The sequence below is a fragment of the Variovorax sp. RA8 genome (genome assembly GCF_901827175.1).
Taxonomy (GTDB): Bacteria; Pseudomonadota; Gammaproteobacteria; order Burkholderiales; family Burkholderiaceae_C; genus Variovorax.
On the sequence record NZ_LR594663.1, the window covers coordinates 207,858 to 229,187 of the forward strand.

17 protein-coding genes and 1 pseudogene are annotated in these 21,330 nt (G+C 63.9%); 10 read left to right on the forward strand and 8 right to left on the reverse strand.

Annotation, left to right across the window (positions count from 1 at the left end; translation table 11 throughout):
• Nucleotides 1-104: 104 nt before the first annotated feature.
• The 8 genes from E5P3_RS31985 to E5P3_RS32020 all read left to right on the forward strand — a co-directional run bounded on the left by E5P3_RS31985 (nt 105) and on the right by E5P3_RS32020 (nt 8,690).
• Nucleotides 105-569, forward strand: coding sequence for a MerR family transcriptional regulator (locus E5P3_RS31985; RefSeq protein WP_162590093.1), 465 nt, complete (start codon nt 105-107; stop codon nt 567-569).
• Complete coding sequence (locus tag E5P3_RS31990; RefSeq protein ID WP_162590094.1) at nt 566-1,036, forward strand: hypothetical protein; 471 nt, start codon at nt 566-568, stop codon at nt 1,034-1,036. Before E5P3_RS31985 ends, E5P3_RS31990 begins: the two co-directional genes overlap by 4 nt.
• Nucleotides 1,037-1,165: 129 nt before the next feature.
• Nucleotides 1,166-2,488 carry a TolC family protein gene (locus E5P3_RS31995; RefSeq protein WP_162590095.1) on the forward strand — a complete coding sequence of 441 codons (1,323 nt, stop codon included), beginning with the start codon at nt 1,166-1,168 and terminating at the stop codon, nt 2,486-2,488.
• Nucleotides 2,489-2,507: 19 nt separating this feature from the next.
• Complete coding sequence (locus E5P3_RS32000) at nt 2,508-4,163, forward strand: efflux RND transporter periplasmic adaptor subunit (protein ID WP_162590096.1); 1,656 nt, start codon at nt 2,508-2,510, stop codon at nt 4,161-4,163.
• On the forward strand, nt 4,160-7,330 hold the full coding sequence (locus E5P3_RS32005) for an efflux RND transporter permease subunit (protein ID WP_162590097.1): 3,171 nt from the start codon (nt 4,160-4,162) through the stop codon (nt 7,328-7,330). Before E5P3_RS32000 ends, E5P3_RS32005 begins: the two co-directional genes overlap by 4 nt.
• Nucleotides 7,317-7,679, forward strand: a complete 363-nt coding sequence (locus E5P3_RS32010) for a hypothetical protein (RefSeq protein WP_162590098.1) — start codon at nt 7,317-7,319, stop codon at nt 7,677-7,679. The genes E5P3_RS32005 and E5P3_RS32010 overlap by 14 nt, the downstream gene beginning before the upstream one ends.
• A gap of 63 nt (nt 7,680-7,742) precedes the next feature.
• Nucleotides 7,743-8,051 carry a hypothetical protein gene (locus E5P3_RS32015; protein WP_162590099.1) on the forward strand — a complete coding sequence of 103 codons (309 nt, stop codon included), beginning with the start codon at nt 7,743-7,745 and terminating at the stop codon, nt 8,049-8,051.
• 300 nt (nt 8,052-8,351) lie between these two features.
• The gene (locus E5P3_RS32020) at nt 8,352-8,690 is read left to right on the forward strand and encodes a copper-binding protein (RefSeq protein WP_162590100.1); all 339 of its coding nucleotides are present in this window, start codon (nt 8,352-8,354) and stop codon (nt 8,688-8,690) included.
• An 89-nt stretch (nt 8,691-8,779) separates the two neighbouring features.
• Here the strand turns inward: E5P3_RS32020 and E5P3_RS32025 are convergent, their stop codons facing one another.
• From E5P3_RS32025 to E5P3_RS36270, 5 genes and pseudogenes are all read right to left on the reverse strand, one after another.
• The gene (locus E5P3_RS32025; protein WP_232073564.1) at nt 8,780-9,574 is read right to left on the reverse strand and encodes a DeoR/GlpR family DNA-binding transcription regulator; all 795 of its coding nucleotides are present in this window, start codon (nt 9,572-9,574) and stop codon (nt 8,780-8,782) included.
• A gap of 85 nt (nt 9,575-9,659) precedes the next feature.
• Entirely contained in the window at nt 9,660-10,181 is a 522-nt protein-coding gene (lspA, locus tag E5P3_RS32030) for a signal peptidase II (protein WP_162590101.1), read from the reverse strand.
• Nucleotides 10,178-10,816: a phosphatase PAP2 family protein gene (locus tag E5P3_RS32035; RefSeq protein WP_162590102.1), complete on the reverse strand. Its 639-nt coding sequence runs from the start codon at nt 10,814-10,816 to the stop codon at nt 10,178-10,180. The genes lspA and E5P3_RS32035 overlap by 4 nt, the downstream gene beginning before the upstream one ends.
• Nucleotides 10,813-13,707: a heavy metal translocating P-type ATPase gene (locus E5P3_RS32040; protein ID WP_232073602.1), complete on the reverse strand. Its 2,895-nt coding sequence runs from the start codon at nt 13,705-13,707 to the stop codon at nt 10,813-10,815. The genes E5P3_RS32035 and E5P3_RS32040 overlap by 4 nt, the downstream gene beginning before the upstream one ends.
• A 30-nt stretch (nt 13,708-13,737) precedes the next feature.
• Nucleotides 13,738-13,965, reverse strand: a pseudogene (locus E5P3_RS36270) (heavy-metal-associated domain-containing protein); the annotation flags it as partial.
• Nucleotides 13,966-14,057: 92 nt separating this feature from the next.
• Between E5P3_RS36270 and cadR the strand changes: the two are divergent.
• Entirely contained in the window at nt 14,058-14,459 is a 402-nt protein-coding gene (gene cadR, locus E5P3_RS32045) for a Cd(II)/Pb(II)-responsive transcriptional regulator (RefSeq protein ID WP_162590276.1), read from the forward strand.
• A gap of 184 nt (nt 14,460-14,643) precedes the next feature.
• Entirely contained in the window at nt 14,644-16,590 is a 1,947-nt protein-coding gene (locus E5P3_RS32050; protein ID WP_162590104.1) for a cytochrome c/FTR1 family iron permease, read from the forward strand.
• A 592-nt stretch (nt 16,591-17,182) separates the two neighbouring features.
• Here the strand turns inward: E5P3_RS32050 and E5P3_RS32055 are convergent.
• From E5P3_RS32055 to E5P3_RS32065, 3 genes are all read right to left on the reverse strand, one after another.
• Nucleotides 17,183-20,098, reverse strand: a complete 2,916-nt coding sequence (locus tag E5P3_RS32055) for a Tn3-like element IS1071 family transposase (RefSeq protein WP_003158660.1) — start codon at nt 20,096-20,098, stop codon at nt 17,183-17,185.
• A gap of 118 nt (nt 20,099-20,216) precedes the next feature.
• Entirely contained in the window at nt 20,217-20,414 is a 198-nt protein-coding gene (locus tag E5P3_RS32060; protein WP_162590105.1) for a hypothetical protein, read from the reverse strand.
• 382 nt (nt 20,415-20,796) lie between these two features.
• On the reverse strand, nt 20,797-21,240 hold the full coding sequence (locus E5P3_RS32065) for a universal stress protein (RefSeq protein WP_162590106.1): 444 nt from the start codon (nt 21,238-21,240) through the stop codon (nt 20,797-20,799).
• Between the last annotated feature and the right edge of the window lie 90 nt (nt 21,241-21,330).

A 21,330-nucleotide genomic window follows, 5' to 3' on the forward strand; every position in this document is an offset into this window, starting at 1 on the left:
GAACCGTGTCACGGGCAACGAGCACCGAGCGTCGTCGGCAACGCTCGCGGTTTTGCATTCAGCTGGTTTGCAGTTAAACTCCGTATCAGACAACCGAGTTACACGTGCCCACTCACGCCTTCACCATCTCCAAGCTTGCCGACGCGGCAGGCATTGGCGTGGAAGCGGTGCGCTACTACCAGCGGCGCGGCCTCTTGGCCCAGCCTGGGCGCGCGCAAGGCTCGTTCCGCGAATATTCCCCCACGGATGTCCAGCGCTTGCAATTCATCAAGCGCGCGCAGGAACTCGGCTTCACGCTCGAGGATGTGGCCGAGCTGGTCTCGCTGAGCGTGGAGCCTGATAAGCAACGCGTTCGCGCCGTGACGCAGCGCCGCGTCCAGGAAATTCGCGAGCGGGTCAGGAACCTGCAGGCGATGGCGAGCGCCCTGGAAGGTCTGGCGGACTGCTGCGAGAAAGCAGCGCCAACCGACGCTTGTCCCATCATCGCAGCGCTGGCCGGTGCACTGCCGTCCGAGTTGCGAACCAGGTCGGTGGCGCAGGCACAGGTCCCTGAGGCGGAGACGGTATGACCATGACCCGCACCTTCAAGCGACTGGTCAGCGCCGGGCTGATCGGCCTGATGCTGTTCGCGCAACTGGCCATTGCCGCCTATGCCTGCCCCGCGCTGCAGTCGGCGGGCGCGTGGACGCAGGCCGTGGAAGCTGCGGACGGTGGCGATCAGGTGGTTCGCGACGATGGCATGGCGGCCATGGGCGCTGATGCGGGTCTCGCTGCCATGCCTGGCTGCGATCAGGTGGCCGGTGCGCCGGACGAAGCCGCTCCCAATCTGTGTGCCGAGCATTGCCATTTTGGCCAGCAGGGCAACCAACCCCAGGTGCCGGCGCTCCCCGTGATGACGCTGGTCAGCCTCTACACCGTCGCGGCGACGGTGCCCGACGAGGCGAGTCTGCCGGTGACGGTGCGCACGGCGTCGCTGGCCCTACCCGCTGCGGTCCCCATACCGCACGCCATCCTGCACTGCTGCATCCGAGATTGACCGTTCAGACGACGGCGCGCTGACGACCGCACAGGTCATGCGCGCTGAGGCTGCGCCCGTTCGCGTGCGAGTTCCGGCTCGCCCTCGCCAACGGGACCGACCCCGCCCGATCCGCTGTCTGGAGATCTCATGTTCATCACCCTGTCCCGTCGCGCGGCCTGGCCGCCGCGGCGGCCGCGTTCACAGTGGCCCGTCCTCGCCCTGGCGCTCGCCGCGGCGTTTCTTTCTGCCGACCTGCATGCCCAGGAGGCATTGACCCTGGAGCGCGCGCTGTCCCTCGCCCAGGAGCGATCACGCCAGTTGAGCGCCCAGGACAGCGCGGCCAGTGCCGCCCGCGAGATGGCGGTCGCCGCCGGCCAGTTGCCCGATCCGACGCTCAAGGCCGGCATCAACAACCTGCCGGTCAACGGCGAGGACCGCTTCAGCTTGACGCGCGACTTCATGACCATGCGCTCGATCGGCGTGATGCAGGAGTTCACCCGCGCCGACAAGCGCGAGGCGCGATCGGTGCGCTACGAGCGCGAAGCCGATGCGGCCCTCGCGGCGCGGGAACTCGCGCTGGCCAAATTGCAGCGCGATACCGCCGGTGCCTGGCTGGAGCGCTACTACCGCGAGCGCGTTCGCGAGCTGCTGATGAACCAGCGCGACGAAGCCCGGTTGCAGATCGATGCGGCGGACGCCGCCTACCGTGGCGGGCGCGGCGCCCAGGCCGACGCATTCGCGGCGCGATCGGCGGTGGCCCAGATCGAAGACCGGTTGGCGGAGGCCGACCGCCAGATCACTACCGCCAAGACGCAACTGGCACGATGGATCGGCGAGTCGGCGGATCGGCCGCTTGGCAGCCTCCCGGATACGGACGTGGTGAGGCTGAATCAGGCCGACCTTGACGCGGAACTGGCCCATCACCCGCAGCTCGCCGTGATGGCGCGGCAGGAGGACGTGGCCCGCGCCGAAGCCGACATCGCACAGGCCAACAAGAAGGCCGACTGGAGCGTGGAGCTGATGTACAGCCAGCGCGGCTCGAGCTATTCGAACATGGTCTCGGTGAACCTGTCCGTCCCGCTGCAATGGGATCAGAAGAATCGCCAGGACCGCGAGCTGGCTGCCAAGCTGGCCGTGGTCGAGCAACGGCGTGCCGAGCGCGAGGAGGCCACGCGCGAGCACGTGGCCGAAGCGCGCGCCATGCTGCAGGAGTGGCGCAGCAACCGGGAGCGCCTAGCGCGCTATGACGAAGCGCTCATCCCCTTGTCGACCGAGCGCACACGCGCCGCCCTCGCCGCCTACCGCGGCAGCACCGCGCCGCTCGCCGGAGTGCTGGACGCCCGCCGGGCCGAGATCGACATCCGCCTCGAGCGCCTGCGCCTGGCGCTCGACACCGCGCGCCTGTGGGCGCAACTCAACTACCTGGTGCCAGTGGGTCACGCCGCCTCCGCCTCGGCCACCCAGCCTTGAAACGCCGTCGGAGAGATCCATGAAAACCAAAAACCTCATGATCGCCCTCGTTGGCGCTGTAGTGCTCGGCGTCGGCGGCTTCGGTGTCTACCGCCTTGGCATGCAGCGCGGCATGGCCATGACTCCGGCGTCGAGCGGAGCCACCGTCCGCGCGGCTGCGAATACCACCGGCGGGGCCCCAGGTGTTGCGGTACCTGCCAACGAGTCGGGCGAGGACGCCACCCGACGCCACATCGCGGCCGGCCTCAAGGCTGGTGATGTCGACCCGGCGAACGGCAAGAAGATCCTCTACTACCACGACCCCATGGTGCCGGGCAACAAGTTCGACAAGCCGGCCAAGTCGCCTTTCATGGACATGATGATGTCCCCGGTCTATGCCGGCGGCGACGGCGACCAGAACAACGTGACCGTGAGCCCGCGCGTGCAGCAGAACCTGGGCGTTCGAACCGCGGCCGTCGCGGAGGGCACGCTGTCGCCGCAGCTCGCGGCGGTCGGCAGCATCGCCTTCAACGAGCGCGACCAGGTCATCGTGCAGGCGCGTGCCACCGGGTATGTGGAGCGGCTGCATGTGCGTGCCACGCTCGACCGCGTCTCCAGGGGACAGCCGCTGGCCGAGCTCTATGTGCCCGACTGGATCGCCGCACAAGAGGAGTTTCTGTCGGTCCAGCGCATGCGCGGCACCGATCTCGCGCCGCTCATCGATGGCGCTCGCCAGCGCATGCGCCAGGTCGGCATGAGCGAAGTCCAGATCGAAGGCGTCGCGCGCAGCGGCCGCACGCAGCCTCGCATCACGCTGGTCGCGCCGATCGCGGGCGTGGTCACCGAATTGGCGGCGCGCGAAGGCATGACGGTGATGGCGGGCGCCACCCTGTTCCGCATCAACGGCTTGGCCACCGTCTGGGCCAACGCCGAGGTGCCCGAGAGCCAGGCAGCGCTGGTGCGGCCGGGGGCCAAGGTGCAGGCCAGGACGCCGGCGGCGCCGGGCGAGACCTTCGACGGCAAGGTGCAGGCCATCCTGCCCGATGTCAGCGCTGCGACTCGCACCCTGAAGGCACGGCTGGAACTGGCGAACCCCGGCGCGCGGTTGGTGCCGGGCATGTTCGTGTCGATGCAGTTCATGGACATGCGGGCCGACAAGGTGCTGCTGATTCCCACCGAAGCGGTGATCCAGACCGGCAAGCGCACGGTGGTGATGCTGGCCGAGGAGAACGGGCGCTTTCGTCCGGTCGAGGTCGAGATCGGCATCGAGAGCGGTGGCCAGACCGAGGTCAAGCGCGGCCTTTCAGCCGGCCAGCGCGTCGTAGTGTCTTCGCAGTTCCTGATCGACTCGGAGGCGAGTCTCCGGGGTATCGAGGCGCGCTTGAATGCCGGCCCGAGCGCAGCCGCCACGCCCCCTGCCGCTGCAACCGCGGGCGCTCCCAGGCATGTCGGCGAAGCCAAGGTCGAGAGCATCGGCAAGGACGCCTTGACCCTGTCGCACGGGCCCATCCCGACGATCAAGTGGGGGCCGATGACCATGGACTTCAAGCTGCCGTCCGGCGGCGCGCCGCGCAACGTCCGTGTCGGCGATCGCGTGACCTTCGAGTTCTTCATGGACAAGGACGACCTGCCGCAGCTCACTCGCGTCACGCCGATGGCGCCCGATCACAAGGCGGCAACGGGAGGCACGAAGTGATCGCCAAACTCATTCGCTGGTCCATCGCCAACCGCTTCCTGGTACTGCTCGCCACGGTGATGCTCAGCGCCTGGGGCGTGTACTCGGTGACGCGCACGCCGCTCGATGCGCTGCCCGATCTCTCGGACGTGCAGGTCATCATTCGCACGACCTACCCAGGCCAGGCGCCGCGCATCGTCGAGAACCAGATCACCTACCCGCTGACGACGACCATGCTGTCGGTGCCGGGCGCCAAGACCGTTCGCGGCTACTCCTTCTTCGGCGACTCCTTTGTCTACGTGCTGTTCGAGGACGGCACCGATCTTTACTGGGCCCGTTCGCGCGTGCTGGAGTACCTGAACCAGGTGCAGGCGCGGCTGCCGGCCGGCGCCAAGGCTTCGCTCGGGCCCGACGCCACGGGCGTGGGCTGGATCTACCAGTACGCCCTGGTCGACCGCAGCGGCACACAGGACGCGTCACAACTGCGCGCCCTGCAGGACTGGTTCCTGAAGTACGAACTCAAGACGGTGCCCAACGTCGCCGAGGTGGCCTCGGTCGGCGGCATGGTGCGCCAGTACCAGGTGGTGCTCGACCCCGACAAGCTTGCGGCGTACCGGATCCCGCACACCCAGGTCGTCGAGGCGATCCGCAAAGCCAACCAGGAGACCGGCGGCTCGGTGCTCGAGCTCGGCGAGGCCGAGTACATGGTGCGCGCCTCGGGCTACCTCCAGAACCTGGACGATTTCCGCAAGGTGCCCCTGATGACCACCGATGCCGGCGTCTCGGTGCGCCTGGGCGACGTCGCGCGCATCCAGGTCGGCCCCGAGATGCGCCGCGGCATCGGCGAGCTCGATGGCGAAGGCGAAGCCGCCGGCGGCGTGATCGTGATGCGTTCGGGCAAGAACGCGCTGGAGACCATCGCGGCCGTCAAGGAAAAGCTCAAGACCCTGCAGGCCAGCCTGCCCCAGGGCGTGGAGATCGTGCCGACCTACGACCGCTCCAGCCTCATCGAGCGGGCGGTGGAGAACCTGAGCCACAAGCTGCTGGAGGAATTCCTCGTGGTCGCGCTGGTGTGCTTCATCTTCCTGTTCCACCTGCGCTCGGCCTTCGTGGCGATCGTCTCGCTGCCCTTGGGCATCCTGGCGGCCTTCATCGTCATGCACTACCAGGGCGTCAACGCCAACATCATGTCGCTCGGCGGCATTGCGATCGCCATCGGCGCGATGGTCGATGCGGCGGTCGTGATGATCGAGAACGCGCACAAGCATGTGGAGCAGTGGAATCACGAGCATCCTGGGCATACGCTGGAGGGCGACGCGCGCTGGCGCGTGATCGGCGATTCGGCGGCCGAGGTGGGGCCGGCGCTGTTCTTCTCGCTCCTGATCATCACGCTGTCCTTCATCCCGGTCTTCACGCTGGAGGCGCAGGAGGGGCGCCTTTTCTCGCCGCTGGCCTTCACCAAGACCTACGCGATGGCGGCGGCGGCCGGCCTCTCGGTCACGCTGATCCCGGTGCTCATGGGCTACCTGATCCGCGGCCGGATTCCCGATGAGAAGACCAACCCGCTGAACCGGCTGCTCATCGCGGCCTACCAGCCGCTGTTGAATGCCGTGCTGCGCCGGCCGAAGCTGACGCTGCTCGGCGCAGCGATCGTGCTGGTGCTGAGCCTGTGGCCGCTGCAGCACATCGGTGGCGAGTTCATGCCGCGGCTGGACGAAGGTGATCTGCTCTACATGCCTTCGGCATTGCCCGGCCTGTCCGCGGGCAAGGCCAGTGAGCTGCTACAGCAGACCGACCGCCTGATCAAGACCGTGCCGGAGGTGGCGAGCGTCTACGGCAAGTCCGGCCGTGCCGAGACCGCGACCGATCCCGCGCCGCTGGAGATGTTCGAAACGACGATCCAGTTCAAGCCGCGCGAGCAGTGGCGCCCCGGCATGACACAGGACCGGCTGGTGGAGGAGCTCGATCGCATCGTCAAGGTGCCAGGCCTGGCCAATATCTGGGTGCCGCCGATCCGCAACCGCATCGACATGCTGGCCACCGGCATCAAGAGCCCCGTGGGCGTCAAGGTGGCAGGCACCGACCTGGTGACGATCGACCGCATCACCGGCGAGATCGAGCGTGCGCTCAAGGATGTGCCGGGCGTGTCGAGCGCCCTGGCCGAGCGGCTGACGGGCGGGCGTTATGTGGACGTGAACATCAAACGCGATGAAGCCGCGCGTTTCGGCATGAACATCACCGACGTGCAGTCGGTGGTCGCCTCTGCGGTGGGCGGCGAGAACATCGGCGAGACGGTCGAAGGCTTGCAACGCTTCCCGATCAACATGCGCTATCCGCGCGAGATCCGCGACTCGCTGGAGAAGCTGCGGGCGTTGCCCGTCGTCACGGAACGTGGTGCGCGGCTGGTGCTTTCCGACGTGGCGGATATCCGCATCACCGACGGCCCGCCGATGCTGCGCAGCGAGAACGCGCGTCTGTCGGGCTGGGTCTATGTGGACATCCGCGGCCGCGACCTGCGCTCAGCCGTGCAGGACATGCAGCGGGTGGTTGCCAGGGAGGTGAAGCTGCCGCCGGGCTATTCGATCTCCTGGTCGGGCCAGTTCGAGTTCCTCGAGCGCGCCACGGCCAAGCTGAAGGTGGTCGTTCCCTTCACGCTGCTGATCATTTTCGTGCTCCTCTACCTGACCTTCAAGCGCTTCGACGAGGCGCTCCTCATCATGGCCGCGCTGCCCTTCGCACTGGTGGGCGGCATCTGGCTGCTATATCTGCTCAGCTACAACCTGTCAGTCGCTGGGGCCGTTGGATTCATCGCGCTCGCAGGGGTGTCTGCCGAGTTCGGTGTGATCATGCTGCTGTACCTCAAGCACGCTTGGCAGGACCGGATCGACGACGGACACACGGAGGACGCAGACCTGCTGGACGCGATCCGTGAAGGCGCGGTGCTGCGCGTGCGTCCCAAGGCGATGACGGTTGCCGTCATCCTGGCGGGCCTGTTCCCGATCATGTGGGGCAGCGGCACCGGCTCGGAAGTCATGCAGCGCATCGCGGCGCCGATGGTGGGCGGGATGATCACTGCGCCGTTGCTGTCGATGTTCGTGATTCCTGCGGCATATCTGCTCATGCGCCGGTCCCGTGAGCAACGCGCACCTCGGCTTGCGTTCTGGAGAGGGCGCCGTGGCACGAGCTGAATGCCTCCGACGATGGCGTGCACGCTTTGGCGTCGCGCTGTTCCTGTGTCTGGCGCTGCTCGGCATGGGAGCGCGGGCGTCGATCCCCGGGATGCAGGACGCCGGGCCAGTAGCGATCTCGGCCGTGGTCTCGGAGTCGATGCAGACTGTCGCGGACTGCATGCCCTGCGCGCGCTGCTACGTCGCTCCAGCGCCGGTGACGCAAGGGTTCAGTGGCGAGGGCAACACGCCCGATGAATCATTCTGGCGGGTTCGTTCCCCCTCCGTACCCGATACGGAGTATTTCGAGACAGGAGGCCGGCACGTCGGGTTGCCCGTGCGCATCCTGTACTGCCGGTGGCTGGATTGATCGGTGGCCCGCGGGCTCCAAGGCTCGCATTTGCCATGTACCGATCAATTTCAGGAGCTCATCATGAAAAAGCTATTCACCACCCTCATCAGCGCCGTTGCGCTGGGGACCACTTTGCCGGCGCTCGCTGGCCCTGACTTCCAGGCCATAGAGCAAGCGCGCAAGGCGAAACAGGTCGCACAGGTCGAACGCCAGGCTGACCTCCGCGTGGCTCAGGGAGCTGCCAGGACGGGATCTCTGAAATGCCCGCCCGAGCCGCTCGTGCTACCACTGGACCACGGTCCGCGCGCGCAGACCACGCCTGCCGAGAACCGATCGCGCCGAAGTCGCTATGAGGCGCAGGTGGCCGCGTGCAAGGAGGCCGCGAAGTGAGACGAATGCGCCGACGGTTGATCTTGTCGTTGGCGCCTAACGCGGTCGCACGTTCGTCGTGGTCCGCGGGCACCCAGCCGGACAGTCTGCCAGTCTTACCGATGACAGGAGGGCTGACGCACACAGCGACCCGCTAACACTCCCCCATCGCGACGGTCCGAAGACTGCGCGCTGTTACTTTTTTGCAACCCATCTCAGCAGGAGATTCAAATGAAGAAGATCACTCTCGCCGCCATCGCTCTGGCCTTGACATTGCCCGCCGCCGGCGTGTTCGCCCAAGAGACGATGTAGAAGGACGGCATGAACTGCATGGACATGAAGGGCATGGACATGAAGGGCATGGACATGAAAGGCATGGACATGAAAGGTATGAACATGGACTGCCCGGACATGTCCAAGAAGCCGGCCGCCGACAAGCAGAGCACTCACATGGCCAAGGGCGTGGTCAAGAAGATCAATGCCAAGACCGGCATGGTCACGGTGGCCCACGAACCAGTCCAGAGCATGAACTGGCCGGCCATGACGATGGACTTCAAAGTGAAAGACAAAATGCTCTTGAAAAAGTTCGCCGACGGCAAGGATGTCGAATTCGAGTTTGCTAAGGAAGGCAGCGGCTATGTCGTGAAGTCCGTGAAGTAAACGGACGCTACGCCCGGCATTGCGTCAACATCCGTGTGATGCTGGGCCTGCGTTTCGCACGCATCGCGTCTGCGGGCGAGCGAGTTGACTTAGGTCACAACCAAACGGACGCGGGCCCCTGTAAGTAGTCGCTCAAACGAAGGCGGTGGGCTCCGATCAGTGAATATCACGTTGACATTCTCAAGAGCACTCAGTTCGAACATCGCCGTCCGGCTGAAACTGCCGAAGTCTGCTGCAAGCCAGACTTCACGCGAGTGCGCCAGGATGGCTCGAGTCAGCCGGGCCTCCGCACTGTCGAAGCCGCGCAGGGTGCCATCAGCGTCGATGCCGAATGTGCCGATGACACAAACATCGACCTTGAACTGGCAAATGAAATCGATGGCAGCGTCGCCCATGATCGCGCCGTCGATAGCCCGTACCGGTCCTGGGGTCACAATCAGCTCGCAGTCCGCGTTGCAGGATAGGGTGATCGCCGCGTACAGGTTGTTTGTGATCACGCGCAGGCCTCTATGCTGCACCAACTCTTGTGCAATCGCGTGGGCTACTGGGCCATTGCTCAGGAAGAGCGAGCGGCCATGCTCCACGGCGAGTGCGACGGCCCGTGCGATGCGGCGGCTCCCATCGTCGAAATCGTCGCGCCTGCGATGGTCGGTGCTCCCGACGTCGAACGTCGACAAGCGCACACCACCATGAAAGCGCAAAAGTTGACCTCCGGCTTCGAGCACTTGCACGTCGTGCCGAATGGTCTGCTCGGTCACTGCAAAACATTCGGCCAAGGCGTGGATGCTCAGGGGCCCATGCCGCCGCAGAGCATCAAGAATGCGTAGCTGCCTCGGAATCAGGACCGTCATGACGCGGTCTTCACCCGCCTTGATGTCGGGCATGCTGCTGCAAAGGCATGCCTAACGCGAGTCAACTGCCGCCGCCCCGAGTCGCTGCTGGGGTTTCGCAGGAGGCTTGTTCGACCGTTCATCTCCCTTCACGCGCGGCCGGATGGGGCCGTTCGGCGGAAAAGGTCGAAATGAGCAGGCTCGCGACCCCCGAGCAGATCGCGATGTCGGCAACATTGAAGGCAGGCCAATGCCAGCCTGCCAAATGGAAGTCCAGAAAGTCCGTCACGCGGCCAAAGACCCAACGGTCCACTGCATTGCCGACAGCGCCGCCCAGCACAAGGCTGTAGGCGAGACCCTCCAGACGCCTCAGGTGCGTCGTGAGCAGCCAGACAAGGGCCACCGAAACCATCACTGCGACACCGATCAAGATATACCTCGACCAGTTCCCAGCATCGGAAAACATGCTGAACGCTGCACCTGAGTTGCGCGCCGAAACCAGATTGAAGAAGCTGGCGAGCGGGACAACCGCGCCCTGCGGAAGCTCCAAACGAATCCAATGTTTGGTCAGAAAATCTGCGAAGACGACGGCAGCTGCGAGCGCCCACCATGGCAAACCGTTTCGTACGCAGTCCGCCGAACCTTGTTGTCCGCTGGTCATTTCGTGGCTCCGAGCCTGGACCGGCCGTAGAGACGCAGGGCGAGCGCATGCGATGCCGATCGGACCATGGGAATTCGTTGGGTGAGGTCATTTGCCGCCACGAAGCAGGCGAGACCAACCATCCAGCCGCCCACGACGTCGGCGGGGAAGTGCGCGCCCAACGCGATGCGCGAATAGCCGACACCCACCAGGCCCATCAGCAACATGGCACGACCAGGCGCAGAGACGATAGGCCACATGGCGTTGACAACCAGCATGGCGTAGACCGAGTGACCGCTGGGAAAGCCATGCGTGGGCTCCTCGCGCGCCAGCACATGTGCAGCTTGACCCAGTACAGTGCCGGGTCGCGGGAGATCCAGTCCCCATTTGAGAGCACTGGCGATGGCGAATGCCGACAGGAAAGCCCAGCCAAAGAGAATGGCCCGATCGATGATCCTTTCCCCGTACTCGGCATCGGCACAGCGTCTCCCCCAGAACAGAAGCACGGCCACCACCAGGGGCGCCGCCCAGTAGTTCCCAAGCGCGCTGCCCACCCGTACCAAGCCCTCGAGACTCGCCGGCATCGCGGCGTTGATGCCTTCGAACAGCATCTGGTTGAGTCCCAGCCAGTCGTAAGCCAGCAGCTTCAGGTTCATGCCGGCTTCAATACCTGCGCAGCCGTAGGCTCCGGCGTTGTCGTGGCACCCAGCAATCGCAGCCCGTTGAACACCACGAGCAGGCTCGCGCCCATGTCGGCAAACACCGCCATCCACATGGTTGCGTGGCCGCTGAAAGTCAGCGCGATAAAGACGGCCTTGATGCCCAGGGCCAGCACGATGTTCTGCGTCAGCACGTTCGCGGTGGTCTTGGACAAGCGAATGAAGGTCGGGATCTTGCGCAGATCGTCATCCATCAAGGCCACGTCGGCCGTTTCGATGGCGGTGTCGGTCCCCGCTGCACCCATGGCAAAGCCGATATCAGCGCGGGCGAGCGCCGGCGAGTCGTTGATGCCATCGCCCACCATGCCGACTTGACCTTCGCGGCCGACCAACTCCTCGATGGTCTTGAGCTTGTCTTCGGGCAACTGGTCCCCGCGCGCCTCGGCGATGCCGACCTGGGCGGCGATCGCCTGCGCCGTGTGCTGGTTATCCCCCGTGAGCATCAGCGTGCGAATGCCCTGCGCCTGGAGATCGGCGATCGCCTGGCGGCTGGTTTCCTTCACGGTATCGGCGACCGCGAAAATACCCAGGACATTGGCGTCATCCATCAGCAGCACGGCGGTCTTGCCTTGGCGTTCCAACGCTTGCAGCTGCGATTGCAGCGGCGACTCGCTCAGGCCGCGCTCCTGGGCCAGCCGATGATTGCCCATATGCAGCATCCGACCTTGCACCGATCCGCGCACGCCACGCCCCGGCAGTGCGGCGAAGGCCTCGACGTCTTGCAGCACGACGCCGTCCCTCAGAGCGCTGCGCGCGATGGCTTGAGACACCGGATGATCCGAACGCGAGGCCAGGCTGGCCGCCCAGGCTGCCACCGTGCGCCCATCGCCATTGAGGGCCACGAAATCGGTCTGTTCGGGCTTGCCGTGAGTGAGTGTCCCGGTCTTGTCCAGGGCGAGGACCTTGAGCTTGCGGCCACCCTCCAGGTACACACCGCCTTTGATCAGGATGCCCCGGCGCGCCGCTGCGGCCAGGCCACTGACGATCGTCACCGGCGTGGAGATCACCAGCGCGCACGGGCAGGCGATCACCAACAGCACCAGGGCCTTGTAGATCCAATCCATCCAGTCAGCGCCCATGGCCAAGGGCGGGATCGCGGCGACGAGCAAGGCTAGGGCGAACACGGCGGGCGTGTAGACGCGCGCAAACTGATCGACGAAGCGCTGCGTCGGCGCCCGACTGCCTTGCGCAGACTCGACGGCGTGGATGATGCGCGCCAGTGTTGAGTCATTTGCGCCGGCCGTGACCTTGTACTCGAACGAGCCGGTTTCGTTGATCGTGCCGGCGAAAACCTGATCTCCCTCGGCCTTCTCCACGGGAAGGCTTTCCCCGGTGATGGGCGCCTGGTTGATGGCCGAGCGCCCCGAGGCGATCACCCCATCGAGCGCGATGCGTTCGCCAGGCCGCACACGCACCAGGGCCTGCAGCGGCACCTCCTTGGCAGGCACCTCGTTCCAAGACCCGTTGTCTTGACGAACAGTCGCTGTCGCGGGAGCGAGATCCATCAGGCCACGAATGGCATTGCGTGCGCGGTCCAACGACTTGGCCTCGATCAGTTCGGCAAGGGCGAACAGAAACATGACCATCGCAGCCTCCGGCCAATGGCCGATCGCCATCCCGCCCGTGACCGCAATGGACATCAGGGCGTTCATGTTGAGGTTGCGGTTCTTCAGGGCGATCCAGCCCTTCTTGTAGGTGCTCAATCCTCCAGTGAGGATCGAGACCAGCGCGAGCGCTACAACCGCCCAGTGGTTTCCGTTGTTGATCCAAAAGACGACTTCGGCCAGTACCGCGGCGACGCCGGACACCGCCATCGGAACCCAGTTGGTCCTTTGCTCTGTCGCCTCGGTGTCGAGCGGCTCGTCGCTCTGGCGCACCACCGTCTCGAAGCCCAGCGACTCGATGGCCTGGACGGCGGAGCCGATCGCCTCCGGTGCGTGCTTGACCGTCAGCGTGCGCTGCATCAGGTTGAACTGAAGATCACCGACGCCGGCCATTCCTTGCAGCTTGCCGCGGATCAACCCTTCCTCGGTCGGACAATCCATCTTCGCGATGTGCAGCACCGTCGTGGCGCCCGGCGCATCCCGGCGTTCGGCTTTCATGCCGATGGACGTCAGCGCCTTCTCGATGGGGTCGGTCGTAGGCAAGGTGTGGCTGACCGAAAGTACGCGCTGCATGAGGTTGAAGTCCATGGCGTGAATGCCGCTCACCTTGCCCAACCGATCTCTGATCAGCGCTTCTTCCGTAGGGCAGTCCATGTTCTCGATGCGATAGGTCACTCTGGAGGTGTGCGCATCGAGATTCGGTACCGCGTCAGGCGCTACAGCAAGCGGAGCATCGACCAGAGAAACGGGAGCCTCCGAGGCAGGCGTGTGCGGCCCCTCTTCATCGACCCGTGCTGTCATGCCGATCGAGGCCAGGATCGATTCCATCTCAGCACGGACCGGTTCCACATGTGTCACCGCCAAGGTGCGCTGGTGAAGGTCGAACTGCAGGTCCTGCACCCCCTTGAGCTTCTGCAGGTGCGAGCGAATGAGCTTTTCCTCGCTCGGACAGTCCATGTTCTCAATGCGGTAGAGGGTGCGGACTGTGTCGTCAGCACGCCGAGCGTGCATACCGACGGATCGCAGGCACGCCTCGAGCATGTCTGCCGAGGCCAGTCTGTGGAAGACAGTCAGTGTTCGGCGGGGCAGGTCGAACTCCAGCCTCTCCAGCCCGGAGATGCCGTCGAGAGTGCGGCGGACGAGGGCTTCCTCGTTGCGGCAATCCATGTTGTCGATATGGAACACCGTTTTCCGCGGGGACTGGCCCTGGCGATGCGCGTTCATACCGACCTCTGCGAGAGCCTGCTCGATCGGATCAAGGGAGGCCAGGTCGTGGGTGACCTTCAGGGTCCGCCCCTGAAGATCGAAGGCGAGCCCGTGCACCCCGGTCACTTGCCCAAGTCGATTGCGAATGAGCTTTTCTTCGCTTGGGCAGTCCATATTGTCGATGCGGTAGACCGCTTCCTCGGCGCCGCTGCCCGCGGCTCCAGTGTCCGGATTTTTGGCGCCGCATCCGCAGGGGGTGGCTGGGTCTTTGCTCATCTCGATTCCTCAGTTGGCGTCCGGGTTTTCCCGCATCATCAAGAGTGGACAACCTCTAGTAGGTATAGAGTCAAGCATTTGGGGAGATGACCATGCTGCGGATTGGCGAGCTCGCAAAACGTGCCGATTGCCTCGTGCAGACGGTCCGCTTCTATGAAGGCGAAGGTCTCCTGCCTCAGCCCGCGCGTAGCGAAGGCAACTTCAGGCTCTATGACGACAGCCATCTGGAGCGGTTGCGGTTCATCCGAAGGTGCCGTGCCAGGGACATGACCCTGGAAGAGGTCCGCCATCTGCTGGGATTTCGTGATCATCCCGAACTCGACTGCGGCGAGGTCAACGAATTGGTGGATGCCCATATCGCGCAGGTGCGCGCCAAGATCCAGGACCTCAAAGAGCTTGAACGACAGCTTTCGGAGCTGCGCCGTTCGTGCGCTACCAGCCGTTCGGCGCGGGATTGCGGCATTCTGAATGGCTTGGCCCAACTGTCCGATTGAAGGCCGGCCCATTCCACCCGGACATCCTTCGCCAGGAAACTCGGACGCCGCGGACGGCGATCTTGCTCGCCAGCGCCGTCCTTGGGCGACTGCGAACCCTCTTCGAGGCGGTGCCGACGGAAAAGCCGAAGCGAAGCACCGCGAGCCTCTAAAATGCGAATACTTCATATTCGCACTTAACAACATGACCGTCCTCGGCTCCATCCGCACTCGGGTTCTGGTACTTGCGTCGCTGTTTACCATGGCGTGCTGGTCGGCCTGGGGCGCGGAGGCACCAGCGACTGACAAAGCCAGGCAGGCCTGGCAACTCCTTGACTACGTTGCTGTGGACTACGGTGGCGCCGTGCGCAACGGAAAGGTCGAGAGCGCGGCGGAATACGAGGAGATGAAGGAGTTCGTCGCGACTGCCTCGCAGCAGCTCGAGACGCTTCCGAACACTGCGGCGCTTCCGGAACTTCGACGCCAGTCCTCCAGACTGAGCGAACTCGTTGCACAGAAGTCCGACCCGAAGACCGTCGGCGACGCGGCCCACGCGCTCGCTGCAGCACTGGTCAAGGCCTACCCGTTTCCCCTGTCGCCCGCGAAGGCGCCGGATCTGACGCGCGGTGCAGCGTTGTTCCAGGCGACCTGCGCTGCATGCCACGGCGAGCGCGGCACTGGCAACGGGCCGCTGGCCGCGCGCCTCGATCCGCATCCCACCGATTTTTCGGATCGGGAGCGCGCCCGCAACCGGTCACCACTCGCGCTCTACCAGATCATGAGCCAGGGTGTCCAAGGTACCGCCATGGCCAGCTTCAAGGATAGCCTGTCGGATGACGACCGCTGGGCCCTAGCATTCTTCGTCGGCGGCTTGTCGTACTCCGACGCCGATCGCTTGGCGGGTGCGGTGCCCTGGAAGGAAGATGGACGCGCCAGGGAGTCCGTCAAAGGGCTCGACGCGGTGGCGCAGCTTTCCGAAGGTGCGCTTGCGGACAAGGTGGACCCGAAGATTGCGGCCTCGCTCATTGCCTTCTTGCGGGCCCAACCGGGCGAGGCGGCCGTCTCGCAGCAGGGCATCGCTGCGACGAAGGAGCGTCTCGCGCAGAGCCGAACTGCGTTTGTGCAAGGCGATCGTGAGCGCGCAGGCAAGCTGGCCTTGTCGGCTTACCTGGACGGCTTCGAACCGCTTGAGCCGGCTTTGCGAGCGCGCAACGCGGCCTTGCTCGCCCGCGTCGAGACAGCAATGGGTGCCTATCGGTCAGCCATTGGCACTGGTGATCGGGCCAAGGTGGAAAGCGCCGAGCAGGCCCTGCAGTCCTTATTGGATCTGGCGCAATCCGATCTGCAGCCGGGAGACAATGACGCGCTCACCACATTTCTGGCCGCGCTGACGATCCTGCTGCGTGAAGGGCTTGAGGCCTTGCTCGTGGTTGTTGCAATGATCGCCTTCCTGCGCAAGGCCGAGCGCCCGGACGTTCTGCACTACGTGCATGCGGGGTGGATCCTGGCGCTCGCCGGCGGCGGCCTGACATGGTTTGCCGCAACCTACCTTGTGAGCGTCAGCGGGGCGAGCCGCGAACTCACCGAGGGGTTCTCTTCGCTGTTCGCGGCGGTCGTGTTGCTGGGCGTGGGCATGTGGATGCACCGCAAGAGCGTTGCCGGGCGGTGGCAGGCCTACCTCAAGGAAAAGCTGTCGAATGCGCTCAACCAGCGGACCGCGGCCTGGTTCCTGTTCTCGCTGGCGTTCATTGCTGTTTATCGGGAAGTCTTCGAAACCGTGTTGTTCTTCGCCGCGCTATGGACCGAAGGCAATGGCCTGCCCCTGCTGGCCGGTTTGGCGGCGGGGTCAGCATCGCTCGGGCTCATTGCATGGGTGCTGCTGCGCACCAGCGCGCGGCTGCCCATTGGCCAGTTCTTCGCGGCAAGCTCCCTCCTGGTGGCCTTGTTGGCGGTCGTGCTGGCCGGCAAGGGGGTGGCGGGACTTCAAGAGGCGGGCCTTCTGGATGTGACTCCGGCGGCGGTTCCTCGGGTCGAGCTGCTTGGAATCTATCCGTCCTGGCAGACCCTGTCCGCTCAGCTGGTGGTCCTGCTCATTGCAGTCACGGGATTCGTCGCCAATCTGCGGCCGAGCAAGCTCGTGAGACGTGGGTAGCTTCGGCGAGCTTGCCTAAGCACCGCGTGGCCCCCAGTTGGGGGTTTGCCTGCCATGGTCCGTGCAGGCCTCGCGCGGTCAGTGCCCTGAGCGCGGTACGGTCGCAGCAGAAGCGGCGCCGTTCGCAGCGGCCAGCATCGGCCGCACGCAGGCGGCTACGGCGCGGAGAGCGCTGACCGGTCTGCAAGAGCCACCCCCGCCGAGACGCTTGCCGAGGACGTTCATCCCCGTCTTCCTATTGGATGCCGGACGCACCTCTTGCAGCCTGATGCAAACTCTTAACAGCACATGGGCACATGGCTGTGTCTTCCGTCTCCGTTGATGAAGGGGAGCGGCCTTGCGTAGCGCGTCATGGCGACTGCACGATACCGATTGCCTCTTTCACGGTGCGGCGTCCGGCTCTCCGTTGCGGCGCGCCAGGCGAGCATCGGCAGCAGATCATCGGTCAAGGGGTCTCCTCGTTTTCAGTGCAATAAGTGACGGTACGAAAAGCTAGCACTGGCGCGGAGGTGGTGTTGGTAGATCGTTGATTTCATTGACTTTCCTGTTCACTTTCAAATCTGCGATTCGTGGCGTCAAACCGTGGTCGGTTTCATCCATTGGTGCCAGTTATCGATGCATTTGGCCGCGAAGGCAGGATTTGGTCAGCATAGCGGTCAACCGGGAAGCGAAACACACCCCGCAAGTTGATGCTCTCCAGCCTGGTGGGCGCAATCTTCCCGATCAGTTCCGGTGGAATGACCTGGCGGCGGTTCGACCAGCGATCCAGGACCGCCTGCATCTGTGAGGTATTCCACGCCATCACGATGTTGGCCATCAGGCTCAACGCATCGGCCACAGCCTGCATTTCATCGACACGTTTGGCCTGCGCCGGGCTGATCCGGCCGGTATAAATGGCGCGCTTGAGGGCGTTAACAGCCTCGCCCCGATTGAGCACCCGGCGCAACTCGTTCCTGAAAGCGTCCTTGACAAAGTAGTCAGCCAAAAACGCCGTACGCAGCAACCGCCCCAATTGCACGCCAGCCTCATAGATTGGATCGCCCTGGGCGGCAGAACCGAACCGCGCAAGAGCTGCCACCGCACTGGCATGTCCGCTCATGACCGAGGCTGCCAGGTGCACCAGACTATCCCAATGCTTTTCGATCAAAGCGACGTCGACATTGGCTTCGCACACCGCAGCGATTTCTGCGGGCACTTTGGTGCCGCGTGGCACAAAGAGGTGGCGCTGTTTGAGTTCCTTCAACCGCGGGCAAAGATCAAAACCAAGCAAACGGGCATGTGACATGGCAAAGTCGGTGTAGCCATGGGTATCCACAGCAAGCTGGCTGGTCTCCAGCTTTTCTTGGCGGATGACACCTTCAATGGCCACGCCCGCCTGGCGCTCATTGAGCACAAAGGGCTGCGCATGGAAGATGCCCCACCGGTCTTTTACATGGGAGTAGATTCCAATGGAAGGTGTGTTGCGCCGAGGATCAAGCCGGGCTTGCCACACCCGTTTGGTGGTCTCCATGGTCATCATGTCAGAAGATGCCAAATCGGACCGCCCCCAGGTGGCGGCAATCGGGTGTCGCTGCATGAATTCCAGCACAGCCTGGCAGGCCTGGCTCAGACGCCGTTCGTCCCGCGCCCAGCGCATGGCCTGGCGAATGCTGGTGGCAGACAATTGCGGAATCATGCGCGCGCATTCGACCGCAGTCAGACTGGTGCCGTGGGCCATGATGCCGGCATAGACCATCAGCAGCTCGTCGGTAGAGCGCGGCTCACGTCCGAGCATGATCCAGCTAAAGCGCACCTGGGCGTCAACGGCCAGAATCACTTCCGGCAATTGAACCTCACCGATGCGGTGATCCAAAGCCGCGCGCAGCTTGGTCACTTCTGGGTCTTCGTCCTCTGCGGGCAATGGCGACAAATGGAGTTCATCATCCACGCGCAGTACGCCACTGCGGGCTGCAGCGGCCACCGCATCGACACCGGCAGTTACTCTGGCCAGCAAAGGCTTCAAGAAAGTGGCAGCCTTGCTGGGTAACGATAGACGGGCATAGTGTTTCTTGGACTCTGCCTGCCAACGCTCGTCCGTGAAGAACAAGCGCGCACGACCCCGAAAGCTCAGGCTGTGCTCAATCCAGACCGAGCCATTGCGCACCGCGCGGCGCAGGGCAAACAGGGTGGCCACCTCCAACGCCTGAAACGCCCGTTCCCGGTCTGGGCTGGAGATCGAAACCTGCCAGATCATTCCCAGACTTGGTGCCACCACTTCAACTGGCAGCTTTCTGGATCCTTTGAGATATAAAGCTTGCAGCTTGGCAAGGTACTCGATGGCAGGATGCTCGCCGGTGGCCTGCCAGGGCAGCTTTGCAATGGCGACGAGCAACGACCGCACGGGGCGAATTCCATCAATCAATCCCTCGCGGACCAGGGAGGCCCTGCTCGGTGGTTTGCGTTTCTGGGTTTCGGTGATCAAGGCTTCAAGACGGGCACGCAACTCAGCATCTGGCACCGCACCTTGCGCGCTCAAGGCAACAAGTTCGCCGAGCAGCGTTTTGTACATTGCGGCCCAATTGACGGTAGCGGGGACATCGGCGGCAGCCTGACGCCACAGATCGGCGATCCGGCGCTGCACCATAAGGATCAACTGGTCTGTGGTGGTGAACAGGCAATACCGAAGAAAGCATGCGACCTCCACGGTGCGCGCTGGCTCTTTGATCTTGGCTCCGGCTGAGGGCGGCCTGGAGACAAGTCGGCGCGCGTAGCGGCGCAAGATGAGATCGGGGATGTCTGCCAGGTGCTTATGAACGTCCAGCGTGTAAAGCAGGTCGATGCGCTCCAGTACCTCGCTGATTTGGCGGGTTGAGTGTTTCGCCGGTGCAGCCCATAGCCAACTCTGCTGGGTTTGTCCATCTGGGCGCAGCTCTGAAACTGAGGCTCGCCAGCGATCAAGTGTTGCTGGATCAACGCTGGCGGCGATGGCGGTGCCTGTTTCAACTTCAAGCTGGGCAAGTGCCGCCGCAATCAGTGTCCGAATTGCCCGCTCGTGCACGATCACCAGCTTGTTCTTGTACAGCCATTGACGCGCCCGCACGAGTAGCTGATCGCGGTCGGCGCAGCGCGCCACTTCGTCGCGCAGTTCACGTACCAGTGAGCGGCGCTGGTGCTCGCTCATCCACTGGAATCCAAGGACCGTGCAGGCTACTTGTTGGTGATCGAATAGCGTGCGCCCGCGTTCATACATGGCTCTCAGCGAGGCGACTTCTGGTGCTGCAATGCCAAGCTCGTTGCCAAGGTGGCGCCACAAGGCTACTGGAATTACCCGAAAGGCACCGAGCAAACGCCCACTCATGCGCAGGAAACCAATATGGAGCGCCAGACCAAGCTTGTGGGAATCACCTCGGCGTGCATTGATTGCGTCGCGCTCGGCACCATCGAAGGTGAAAAATGCCTTCATCTCGAAGTCGCTGATATCGCGGGGGAGCCCACGCATCCCCAAAAACGTTGTGTGCCAACCCTGCATCGTGAACCTCAAAAGTGGGAGGCCACCATACCCGTTTACAAAGCGAACAGGAAAGTCAATGAAATCAACGGTCTACCCAGACCACCCCCGCGCCAGTGCTAGCTTTGCGTACCGTCACTTATTGCACTGAAAACGAGGAGACCCCTACTTGCGAGTACATCGTGACGACGTTGGCCCCCACCTGCCGCGACTGAACGATCTCCGCTGCCGACAACAGGTCCGCAAGTTCTTGCGGCAAGTGACCGCCGAGCAGTTTGGTGAGACGCGCGAAATCACGCTCGGTGAGCGTACGTTCGTCCAGGATCGTTGCATGCATGACGCACTCCAGTCGAATGTGACCGAGCCGTGGAACCGGCCGTCACAGCTGCGCGGGGCTTGTGCCCGGCGATCGATGGTTTGCGCTGAAAGGGAGAGAGGGGATCGCCGGGCTTAAGGATGTGCGGCCGGCTGACGAGGTCCCAGAACAATCATCGTGAACGAGCACGCATGCAGGACAGCGCCAGCCGCGAACGGCGAACGCACTGAAGCTTTGCAGGTGCTGTTGATGAAGGACGGACGGAGCATGATCGAAGTGTATGCGTGGCCGTCCGGCCAATCAAGCAATGGCCTCATGGTTCGTGCCAGATACTCGCTGCGCGCGGAGCGGTTGTCTTCACAGGTGTTGTTCAACATATCGCCATTCGACGTTGCAGTACTCGTTAGCGCAGCACGAGCACCGGCAACTTCGAGTGGGTCAGGACGTGCTGCGTTTCACTTCCGAGCAACAGTCGGGCAAGTCCTTTTCGGCCGTGCGATGCCATGACAATCAGGTCGCTCTCGTGCTTCTTCGATGCCGCGATGATTGCTTCGGCTACAAGGTCGGAGACAACGGTGCTGGTCTTGGCTCTTACACCGCGCGCTTCGGCCCGCTTGCCGACCTCATCGAGTCTGCCCTGCGCTACCTTGGCAGACTGGCCTTCGATGCGTGCGATCTCTTCATCATTGAACACCATCACGCCATCGAAGTAACTCCGCGCGTAACGCGGCACTACTGTAAGCGCCACCAGTTCGGCCGCGTTCTCCGCGGCAAGATCGATGGCGCTGCTGACGGCCTTGTCTGCGAGTTCCGAACCATCGGTCGCAACTAGTATCCTGTGGAACATGGATTCGCTCCTCAATGCTGGTGAGTGAAGTGCAGTCGAGTCGCGCATGCGCTGCCTTGCTGCTCGCAGATTCGACTACGGTGTCGCCAC

Bases quoted from the DNA above. Each gene is read 5' to 3' on its own strand.
- E5P3_RS31990 (WP_162590094.1), top strand. From the start codon at position 566: ATGACCATGACCCGCACCTTCAAGCGACTGGTCAGCGCCGGGCTGATC.
- E5P3_RS31995 (WP_162590095.1), top strand. From the start codon at position 1,166: ATGTTCATCACCCTGTCCCGTCGCGCGGCCTGGCCGCCGCGGCGGCCG.
- E5P3_RS32000 (WP_162590096.1), top strand. From the start codon at position 2,508: ATGAAAACCAAAAACCTCATGATCGCCCTCGTTGGCGCTGTAGTGCTC.
- E5P3_RS32015 (WP_162590099.1), top strand. From the start codon at position 7,743: ATGAAAAAGCTATTCACCACCCTCATCAGCGCCGTTGCGCTGGGGACC.
- E5P3_RS32020 (WP_162590100.1), top strand. From the start codon at position 8,352: ATGAACTGCATGGACATGAAGGGCATGGACATGAAGGGCATGGACATG.
- E5P3_RS32025 (WP_232073564.1), bottom strand. From the start codon at position 9,574: ATGCCCGACATCAAGGCGGGTGAAGACCGCGTCATGACGGTCCTGATT.
- lspA (WP_162590101.1), bottom strand. From the start codon at position 10,181: ATGACCAGCGGACAACAAGGTTCGGCGGACTGCGTACGAAACGGTTTG.
- E5P3_RS32035 (WP_162590102.1), bottom strand. From the start codon at position 10,816: ATGAACCTGAAGCTGCTGGCTTACGACTGGCTGGGACTCAACCAGATG.
- E5P3_RS32040 (WP_232073602.1), bottom strand. From the start codon at position 13,707: ATGAACGCGCATCGCCAGGGCCAGTCCCCGCGGAAAACGGTGTTCCAT.
- cadR (WP_162590276.1), top strand. From the start codon at position 14,058: ATGCTGCGGATTGGCGAGCTCGCAAAACGTGCCGATTGCCTCGTGCAG.
- E5P3_RS32050 (WP_162590104.1), top strand. From the start codon at position 14,644: ATGACCGTCCTCGGCTCCATCCGCACTCGGGTTCTGGTACTTGCGTCG.
- E5P3_RS32055 (WP_003158660.1), bottom strand. From the start codon at position 20,098: ATGCAGGGTTGGCACACAACGTTTTTGGGGATGCGTGGGCTCCCCCGC.
- E5P3_RS32060 (WP_162590105.1), bottom strand. From the start codon at position 20,414: ATGCATGCAACGATCCTGGACGAACGTACGCTCACCGAGCGTGATTTC.
- E5P3_RS32065 (WP_162590106.1), bottom strand. From the start codon at position 21,240: ATGTTCCACAGGATACTAGTTGCGACCGATGGTTCGGAACTCGCAGAC.